Here is a 9,378-nt window from a genome sequence, read left to right as displayed (position 1 = left end):
AGATGTGTATAAAGAGACAGATCATATATCTCTGGATATTCAAAAAATAAGCCCTCTTTTAACAATTGTCTTATTTCACTTGTACTTACCCATTTTATATCACTTACTTCTTCTTTTTGTAAAATTGCATTTGATACATCATACTCTTTTTTAACTAAATATACATCCCAAAGAGTATCTCCATGAATCATACTTCTAAAAATCTTTATCTCATCTTTAGATATATCAATTCCTATTTCTTCCTTAGCCTCACGAATTGCACCATCTAAACTTTCTTCTCCAGAAACAATACATCCAGTTGTCATTCCCCATATATTTGGCAGTGTCTTTTTATTCTCAGACCTTTTCTGAATTAAAATCTGAGAATTACTATCTACAATCCACACTTCAACTGCTAAATGATAATATCCTTCTTCAATAGAATTATCTCGCTCTATAACATTTCCTGTTTTAATTCCATCAGCATTATATAAATCCCACAATTCCACTTTCAAATCTCCTTACTTTCATTATAAAGTTAATTAAAATTTAGATACATTTTAGTACAATTAATTTTGTTCATTTTTTATTACAATGCTTGATTTACATTTATGTGCATCACTTTTCTTTTCTTTCCATTCTTTTATATCATCTATAATGAATCTATGTTTAAGAGATTTTGTATCAAATTTAAATATTCTAAACACTATTTGTAATACATATCCTAAACCTAAAGCACTTACAAGTGTACCAATTCCTACAGAACCACCTAATAGCCAACCTGCAATAAGTGCTAATATCTCAAGAACTGTCCTAACAAGACGTACAGACCTATTAGTTTTTTTCTGAAGGGCAATCATAAGACCATCTCTTGGCCCACTTCCAAGGCAAACTCCTAAATACAAAAAGCTCGCTATAGCAGCTAAGACGATTCCTATAACAACCATGAATACTCCTATATAAGTATTACTTGCATGAGGTATCACTCCTGAAAATATTACTAAATCAATGAAAATTCCTATAAATGTCATATTTAGCAACGTACCCCATCCTATATTTTCACCAAAAACTGCATCCAATATAACGATTATAACACCTACAAGTATGGATGCCTGACCTATAGTTATGCCTAATTTTATAGATAAACCTTGATGAAGTACATCCCAAGGCATAAGACCAACATGTGCATTAATCATAAGCACAGAAGAAATTGCAAATATAAAAAAACCTGAAAACAACCTTATCATACTTTTTAAATTAATTTTTCCCATTAAAAATCACTCCTCATAATAATAATAACAATAAATACCAATAAAATATATATATAAGTACAAAATTTTACAAAATTTTTCATCATTTTAATATAGAATTTCAATCATAAAAAAAAGTGGCAATCCATATTTTACACGTCTTCACCTATATTCTAAGCTTTAGTGTAAAAATAGATATACCACTTTTCTAATATTTAAACATTTTTAGTTAATTTAATTAATTTTCACTATAAATTCTAGCTTCTTCTTCTCCATTTAGCACTCTAAGAGTTCCAAAAGCAAGTGATTCTAACTCATTTTCTCCTGCCATAATTTCTACTGGTGCTATAAATTCAACTCTCTTTTTAACCATTGAAGTAAACATTTCAGAATATGCAATTCCACCTGTTATAATTATAGCATCAACTTTTCCATCTACCACAGTTGCTAATTCTCCAATTCCTTTTGCCAATTGGTATGCCATTGCTTCATAAATAATTTTTGCTTCTTCATTTCCTTCTGCTATCATCTTTTCAACTTCTCTAGCATCTACAGTATTTAAATATGAAACTATACCACCTTTACCTCTTATCTTTTTAGTCATTTCTCTTTCTGAGCATTGACCTGAATAACAAGCAGCTACCAATTTTGTAGCAGGAACTCTTCCTGATCTTTCTGGTGAAAATGGTCCTTCATCATCAGATAACATATCAACCATTCTTCCTTTCTCATGAAGATAAATACTTACTCCTCCACCAATATGAGCTACTATTAAGTTTAAATTCTTATAATCTTTACCATTATCCTTAGCATATTTTAAAGCCATTGCTCTAGTATTTAACGCATGCCCTGTGCTTGCTCTATCCATTCCACAAAGCCCAGATACCCTTGCTATATCTATAAGTTCATCTACTGCAACAGAATCATAGATATATGAGTTTATTCCAAGTGGTTCTGATATTTCATGTGCAACAACTGCCCCTAAATTTGAAGCATGCTCAAGTACTGGTCTATGTCTAAGTACATCAATCATTTCTTCATTTACTAAATATGCTCCTGATTTTACTGGTGGTAAAACTCCGCCTCTTCCAACTATTGCACTAAGAGATTTTAAATCTATGTTATTTTCTTCAAGAATACTTAAAACTGCATTTTTACGCATTTCAAATTGGTCTTGAATTGTATTATATTTTGCAATCTCCTCTGCTGGATGGTCTATCGTCTTCACAAGAATTTGTTCTTCTCCATCATATACTCCTATTTTTGTAGAAGTAGAACCTGGATTTATGGCTAATATTCTATAAGTCATACTTTTCTTCCTTTCACATTAATTTCTATAGTTTATCTTATATATATTATAAACTATTTGCCAACCATTTCCATACCTTCATGGAAAGCTTTTATATTTAGCTCTACAAATTTTGGTTTAACATTTTCACTTATAATTTTTTCCCAATCAATAGACTCTAGTTCCATAGATTTAACTAGACATCCTAATAAAATAACATTCATTATCTTTGCATTTCCTAACTCTTCAGCTTTATCTGCTGCATTTATCACTTTTGCATTTAGTCTATTTAATTCTGCATCTATATCATTTTCTTGATATTCAGCTCCTCCGATTAAAACAGTCATAGAGTCTATTCTATGATTATTTACTAAAGCTTTTCCTTCTGGTTTTAAATAATTAAACCATCTTAAAGCTTCCATCTTTTCAAAAGATACTAAAATATCTGCTCCTCCGATTTCTATAACTGGAGAATGAACACAATCTCCATATCTAACTTGTGAAGAAACTGAACCTCCTCTTTGGCTCATACCATGTATCTCACTCATTTTTACATCATATCCAGCTTCCATCAATCCCATAGTTAATAATTTACTAGCAAGTATAGTTCCTTGACCTCCTACACCTACCAAAAGTATACTCTTAGTCATATTATTTTTCCTCCTTAACTATTGCTTGTTTTGGACAAACTTGTGAACATACTCCACATCCTACACACTGATTTCTATCTATATTTGATAATTTATTTTCTTTATCAAATGATAGTGCTGGACATCCAGTTTTTAAGCATAATTTACATCCTATACACTTATCATGGTCAACCTTACATTTAGTTTTAAATGGATTATTAAACTCTTCTATATCTTCTTTAGAGAATTTTTTAAGTACACATGGCCATCTTGTAATTATTACAGATGGTTCATCTTCTATAGCTAAAGCCCAATCTAATGCTTCATTTACTTCTTTTAGATTATTAGGGTCTATAACTCTTACATGTTCTATTCCACAAGCTTTAACTAATCCTTCTATGTCAACATCTTTAGTTTTATCACCTTGTAAAGTATATCCTGAACCTGGATTTTCTTGATGTCCTGTCATTCCAGTTATTCTATTGTCTAATATTACTGATATAGAGTTACCTCTATTGTAAACTACATCTAAAAGACCATTTATTCCTGTATGGAAGAAAGTTGAATCTCCAAGTACACCTACTAATCTCTTTTCATTTCCTTCTTTCATATTAAGAACTTTTTGAGCACCATGTGCAGTTCCAAAAGCAGAACCCATACAAACAACGTAATCTATTCCATTATATGGAGGAGCAAATCCAAGAGTATAACATCCTATATCTCCACCAATTATTAAATTTTTTCTCTTTCCAAGTTCATAGAAGAATCCTCTATGTGGACATCCTGCACAGAAACTTGGTGGTCTTGGTGTTACTAATTCAGCTTTATATTCTATAGTATCATTTGTTTTTCCAAATATAGCTTTTCTTAAAACATCTGGTGTCATTTCTCCATATGGAGGTATTACATCTTTTCCAATACAATCTATTCCATATGCTTTTATTTGTTCTTCTATAAATGGGTCGTTTTCTTCTATTACATATATTTTATCTACTTTATCTGCAAATTCTTTTATTTTTTCATAAGGTAATGGATTTGTAAATCCTAACTTCATATATGATGCATTTTTTTCAAATACTTCTTTAGCAAAATTACAACACATACCTGAAGCTATAACACCTATTTTTGTATCATTTATTTCATAGTAGTTTAAGTCAGTTTCATTTGAGAATTTTTTAAGAGTTTCCATTCTCTCTTCAACAACGCCTCTTCTTATTTGAGCATTTGCTGGAACAGTAACCATTTTTTTAGCATTTTTCACATACTCTTTAATTTCAACTTCTTCTCTATCATAGCACTCTACTAAACCTTTTGAGTGACAGAGTCTTGTTGTAACTCTATATAAAACTGGTGTATCATATTTTTCACTTACTTCAAAAGCTTCTTTTATCATATCTTTAGCTTCTTGGCTAGTTGATGGTTCAAATAAAGGTATTTTTGCAAACTTTGCATACATTCTATTGTCTTGTTCATTTTGAGATGAATGCATTCCCGGTTCATCTGCAGTAATAAGTACCATACCACCATTTACGCCTGTATATGCATAAGTAAATATTGGATCCGCTGCAACATTTACACCAACATGTTTCATAGAAGCCATAGTTCTTGCTCCTGCAATTGAACCCCCTATAGCAGCCTCAAGTGCTACCTTTTCGTTTGGAGCCCATTCTGCAACTATTGCATCTTTATATGTTGCTAAATTTTCTAGTATTTCTGTACTTGGAGTACCTGGATATGCAGATGCATATTTAACACCAGCCTCATAGGCTCCACGTGCAATTGCCTCATTACCTGTCATCAATTGTTTCATATAAAATTCCCTCCATCTACAATTATTAAATTCATAGTCCACCCAATTTGTTCAATGAAATTAATTATTTATTTTTACTTCTAAACTTTCAAGTGCTTCTTTTATAATACTTGGTGCTTTCTTACATTTTTCTTCTGAAACTGCACAAACTGCAAATCTTAATCCCATTTTCAATGGAATTGCAAATACATTGTGTTTAGTTAACTCTTCACATACTTCTCTTGGATTATCACATGGTATACTTACAAAGAAACCTGCTATATATGGAAGAATTTCTAATCCTACTCTTTCAGCTTCTTTTACAAATACATCTGCTCTTCTAGTCAGCATTTTTTTGTATACTTCTTTTTCGTCCTCATATTCTTTGAATTTTTTAGGGTCATTTACAATATTAGATAAGACTGCCATAGCACTTCTATTACAATTTGACCAGTTTGCTCTACATGAATGAACACATGAATAATGGAACTCTTCAGCTATATCTTCACTTGAAGATATACAAATTATAGCTCCCATTCTCATTCCATAAGCTGTAAATCCTTTTGACATACTAAAACCAACTAATACGAGAACGTTTTCAGGCAAGTTAGAAAATTTCTTAAAGAATTTTCTACATACATCATCATCGCCTGCAAAGTCAATATATGCTGAATCTACGAAAAATATTATCTTTTTATCTTTATCTTTTGCAACTTCTTTTGATAAGTCTAATATTTTATCCCACTCATCATCTGCAACACTATATCCTGTTGGATTGTGAGCTGGTGTATTTATAATTGTAAAAACTCTTCCTTGTTTTTCTGCTATATTTACAAAATTTTCTTTGAATGAATCAAAATTAAACTTTCTATTTTCATCAAACAATTGGTAGTTTACTACTTTTCTATTAGCTTCTTCAGCTATACTAACATATGGACTCCAAAACCAATCAGATGTTAAAACTTCGTCGCCTTCATTTGTATAATTCCATACAGCTAGTTTTATTGCACCACTTCCTCCCGGTGAAGCTAATACTCTTATATGTCCTTCTGGTAAGTAATCTCTGAAAAATACTTTTTTAACTGCTTCTAAGTAGTCTGGCTGACCTTCAAGAGCTGCATATGCACCTATGTCACAATTATCCAATGCTTTATATTCATCATATACAGTTTTCATTGTTATTAATTTTCCTGAGTCATCCATTAGAGCGCCTATTGTTGCATTTATTACATTATCCATGCCTAAAGCTTTTTCTGCTGCTTGAGCTCTTCCAGATAAGCTAAATATAACATCATTTTCTTTTGGCCACATTGCATGCTTACCAACCATACTTTGACTCATACCATCACCCCTAAAATTGTATTTACTCTCACATTTATATTAAGCAATTAGCATGCCAACAAATTTAACTTTATATAAAACTACTTTTGTTTAGAATTCTGATTTTTTTCACTACTAAAATTAAGTATTTAAGTTATTTTTCTTACAAATCTATGTGCTTGTCTGAAAAAATAAAATCCCCCAAAAAAATAATGTTAATTTTTATTAACATTCGTTTTAAAAAATTAACATTACTTCAAAATAATCTATATGTAATTATGTCTAAATATTTTTATTATATTTTTTCCATAGAGATGTTCTACTTATTCCAAGAACTTGTGCAACTTCATTTTTAGAAAGCCCCTGAGCAAAAAGCATGCTTATTATTTTTTCTTCAACATATTTATTTACTTCTTTTATATCTATACTTACTTTACCATCATTTATCTTACTTATATCTATAACTTCATCTGTATTTTCCATACTTGCTGTTGTTTCAACATTAAATTCTTCTATACTAGGACTAGATACTACTTCTTTAGCCTTAAAGTTTCGCTCTTTTCTTAATTTAATTTTTCCTGTCACAACATACTTTTGAGCTATTGTTTTTAGCTCTCTTACATTTCCAGGCCAACTATAATTATACAGCGCATTTATCTCATCCTTAGTTAAAGCAAAATTTTCATCTATACTGTTTATTCCATTTAAACCATCATCCTTTAAAACTTCATTTACAAAATTATTAAATAATGGTATTATATCTTCCCTTCTATCTCTTAAAGGAGGGATGTTTATCTCTAAACTACTTAATCTATAAAATAAGTCAGCTCTAAATGTACCCATAACTATTTTTTCTGTTAAAGATTCATTAGTAGCTGCTATGATTCTAATATCCAAAGGTATTATATAGTCAGAACCAATTCTCATTATTTGTCGTTCCTCTATTACCCTTAATAGTTTTGTCTGAATATTAAATGAGAGACTGTTTATTTCATCAAGAAAAAGAGTTCCTCCATGAGCGAGTTCAAATAGCCCTCTTTTTCCACCTTTCCTAGCACCTGTAAATGCACCTTCTTCATATCCAAAAAGCTCACTTTCAAGTAAGTTTTCTGCTATAGTAGCACAGTTTATAGCCACAAAAGGCCTATCTTTTCTTTTGCTTATGTTATGTATACTATGAGCTATAATTTCTTTACCAGACCCACTTTCTCCATAAAGTAGCGTTGTATAATCACTTTTCCCAATTTTTTTAGCTTCTTCAATAAATTCCTTAGTTAATTTATCTTTAAATAAAAAATCATCAAAAGTATATCTGGCATATAGACCTTTTTGATTTAAATCAAATCTTATTTTTCTTTCTAAATTTTGTAGTTTAGTTATATCTTGTATTATTCCTAATACTCCATAAGTGCTATCATCTACCTTTATTAATGTTGTTCTAGTATTAACAATCAAGTTGTTTATATTTCTTATCTTTCTATCTTCTGCATCATCTTTTTCATGTAAACAATCCAATAGCCATCCCATTTTTGGAAATACATCTAGAATATATTTATTAAGTGCACATTTTCTTTCTACTTTAAGCATGTTTTTTGCACTTTCATTGTATAAAATTATACTTCCATTACTATCTATAGCAATTACTCCATCTTTTATACCATCTAATATATTTCTCAATACTTCATTATTAAACTTTTCCTCGCCTAATGTATCTAATAATTTCTTACAATACTCAACAGCTTCTCTTATAGATTCGTCACTGGCAGTTGCAAATACACTATCAATACCATATTGTCTTGCAAAAGAGCATGCCAAACCTCCACCAACTATTACAACTTCATCTTTTTGGTCTATATACTTTACAACCTTACTTCTTATTTCGTATTTGGATTCAAACCATTCTTCAGTTATTTCAGTACTTATGACATTTCTCCAACCAACATAATCAAAAGAAACTTCATTATCTCCAAGTATTAATACTACTTTTTTAGAATATCTCTTTGCCATTTCTATTGCTCTTAGAAGGTCAGTTGATTTCATATTCATGGGTATTACAGGTACACTTACTGTGTCTATTACTAAACTATAACCTCCTCCCCTACCGATTATAGCTTGAGCACCTTTCTCAACAAGTATACGTCCTTGATTTTCCATTAAATCAAGATTAAGTATGTCGATTATTATAGTTCCATTTTCTACATCTTCTCTATATAATTCTTCTATTCTTTCTTTTAATTCAATATCAGAGGCTATAATTCCTATCTTCTTTTGCAATAAAATCACCTCAATTTTAAATTATAGTATATACTGATTTCTACCTGCTTTTTTGGATTTATATAGGTTTTTGTCTGCATCTTCAATCAATATCTCGACATCTTTTCTACTGCGGCATCTTTTTATACTTACTCCAGCACTTATAGTCACATAATTTTCTATTTTAGAGTATATATGTTCAATTCCTTCAAATTCAAGAAGTTTAAAAACTCTTTTAATATATATTTCTATCTTATCAATCTCTTCAACATTTATTGATTTTATAGAATCTACTAATATTAAAATTTCCTCTCCTCCATATCTAATTATGTGTTCAGTAATATCTATAAATACATTTTTTATAATGTCAGTTACTTTAATTATAACTTTATCTCCTGCTGGATGACCATAGTTATCATTATAGCTTTTAAAATAATCTATATCAATCAATATTGCCATCATATTTTTATCTCTGTCTTCATTGAATAAATTCAATTGTTCCTCTAAGTATCTTCTATTATATAGTCGAGTTAGTCCATCAGTTAAAATATCATTTTCCAATTTCTTATTATCATCTACAAGTAATCTTAAACTTTCTTGTTTTTGCCTTAATTCATATTGTTTATGAATACCTTGTGATGTTTTATAAGAATTGTTTTTTTCCCACTTATCTGAATACCAATCCATACTTTTATAATATTCAATTGCTAGTTTGAACTCTTTTTTCAATTCATATCCTTTTGCTATTAGACCATAAAATATTGACATTTTTTTAGGATTTAATGAACTTTTTTTAACCAAGTTTAAACCTTGCAAATAATATCTTATTCCTTCATCTACATTGTTAAATTTTATATATAATTCTAAATT

8 protein-coding genes are annotated in these 9,378 nt (G+C 29.9%); all 8 read right to left on the bottom strand.

What is annotated here, in order from left to right:
• The coding region (locus tag KGF50_RS18195; protein ID WP_227849375.1) for an NUDIX domain-containing protein at positions 1–488 on the bottom strand (488 nt) is incomplete at its 3' end.
• A 60-nt stretch (positions 489–548) separates the two neighbouring features.
• Complete coding sequence (locus tag KGF50_RS18190; protein WP_227849374.1) at positions 549–1,250, bottom strand: hypothetical protein; 702 nt, start codon at positions 1,248–1,250, stop codon at positions 549–551.
• Between the two features lie 217 nt (positions 1,251–1,467).
• Complete coding sequence (buk, locus tag KGF50_RS18185; RefSeq protein ID WP_227849373.1) at positions 1,468–2,538, bottom strand: butyrate kinase; 1,071 nt, start codon at positions 2,536–2,538, stop codon at positions 1,468–1,470.
• Between the two features lie 53 nt (positions 2,539–2,591).
• Complete coding sequence (locus tag KGF50_RS18180; protein WP_227432656.1) at positions 2,592–3,167, bottom strand: indolepyruvate oxidoreductase subunit beta; 576 nt, start codon at positions 3,165–3,167, stop codon at positions 2,592–2,594.
• A gap of 1 nt (position 3,168) precedes the next feature.
• Positions 3,169–4,956 carry an indolepyruvate ferredoxin oxidoreductase subunit alpha gene (gene iorA, locus KGF50_RS18175; RefSeq protein ID WP_227849372.1) on the bottom strand — a complete coding sequence of 596 codons (1,788 nt, stop codon included), beginning with the start codon at positions 4,954–4,956 and terminating at the stop codon, positions 3,169–3,171.
• Positions 4,957–5,016: 60 nt separating this feature from the next.
• Positions 5,017–6,276, bottom strand: coding sequence for an aminotransferase class I/II-fold pyridoxal phosphate-dependent enzyme (locus KGF50_RS18170; protein WP_227849371.1), 1,260 nt, complete (start codon positions 6,274–6,276; stop codon positions 5,017–5,019).
• Positions 6,277–6,537: 261 nt separating this feature from the next.
• Positions 6,538–8,538 carry a sigma 54-interacting transcriptional regulator gene (locus tag KGF50_RS18165; RefSeq protein ID WP_227849370.1) on the bottom strand — a complete coding sequence of 667 codons (2,001 nt, stop codon included), beginning with the start codon at positions 8,536–8,538 and terminating at the stop codon, positions 6,538–6,540.
• Between the two features lie 12 nt (positions 8,539–8,550).
• Positions 8,551–9,378, bottom strand: an 828-nt coding sequence (locus KGF50_RS18160) for a diguanylate cyclase (protein WP_227849369.1), incomplete at its 5' end; no start/stop codon positions are given.

The organism is Clostridioides sp. ZZV15-6598 (genome assembly GCF_020657705.1).
In the GTDB taxonomy this organism is placed as follows: Bacteria; Bacillota; Clostridia; order Peptostreptococcales; family Peptostreptococcaceae; genus Clostridioides; species Clostridioides difficile_F.
The sequence above is the reverse complement of the archived record's forward strand: the minus strand, read 5'-3'. Positions and strand labels throughout refer to the sequence as shown.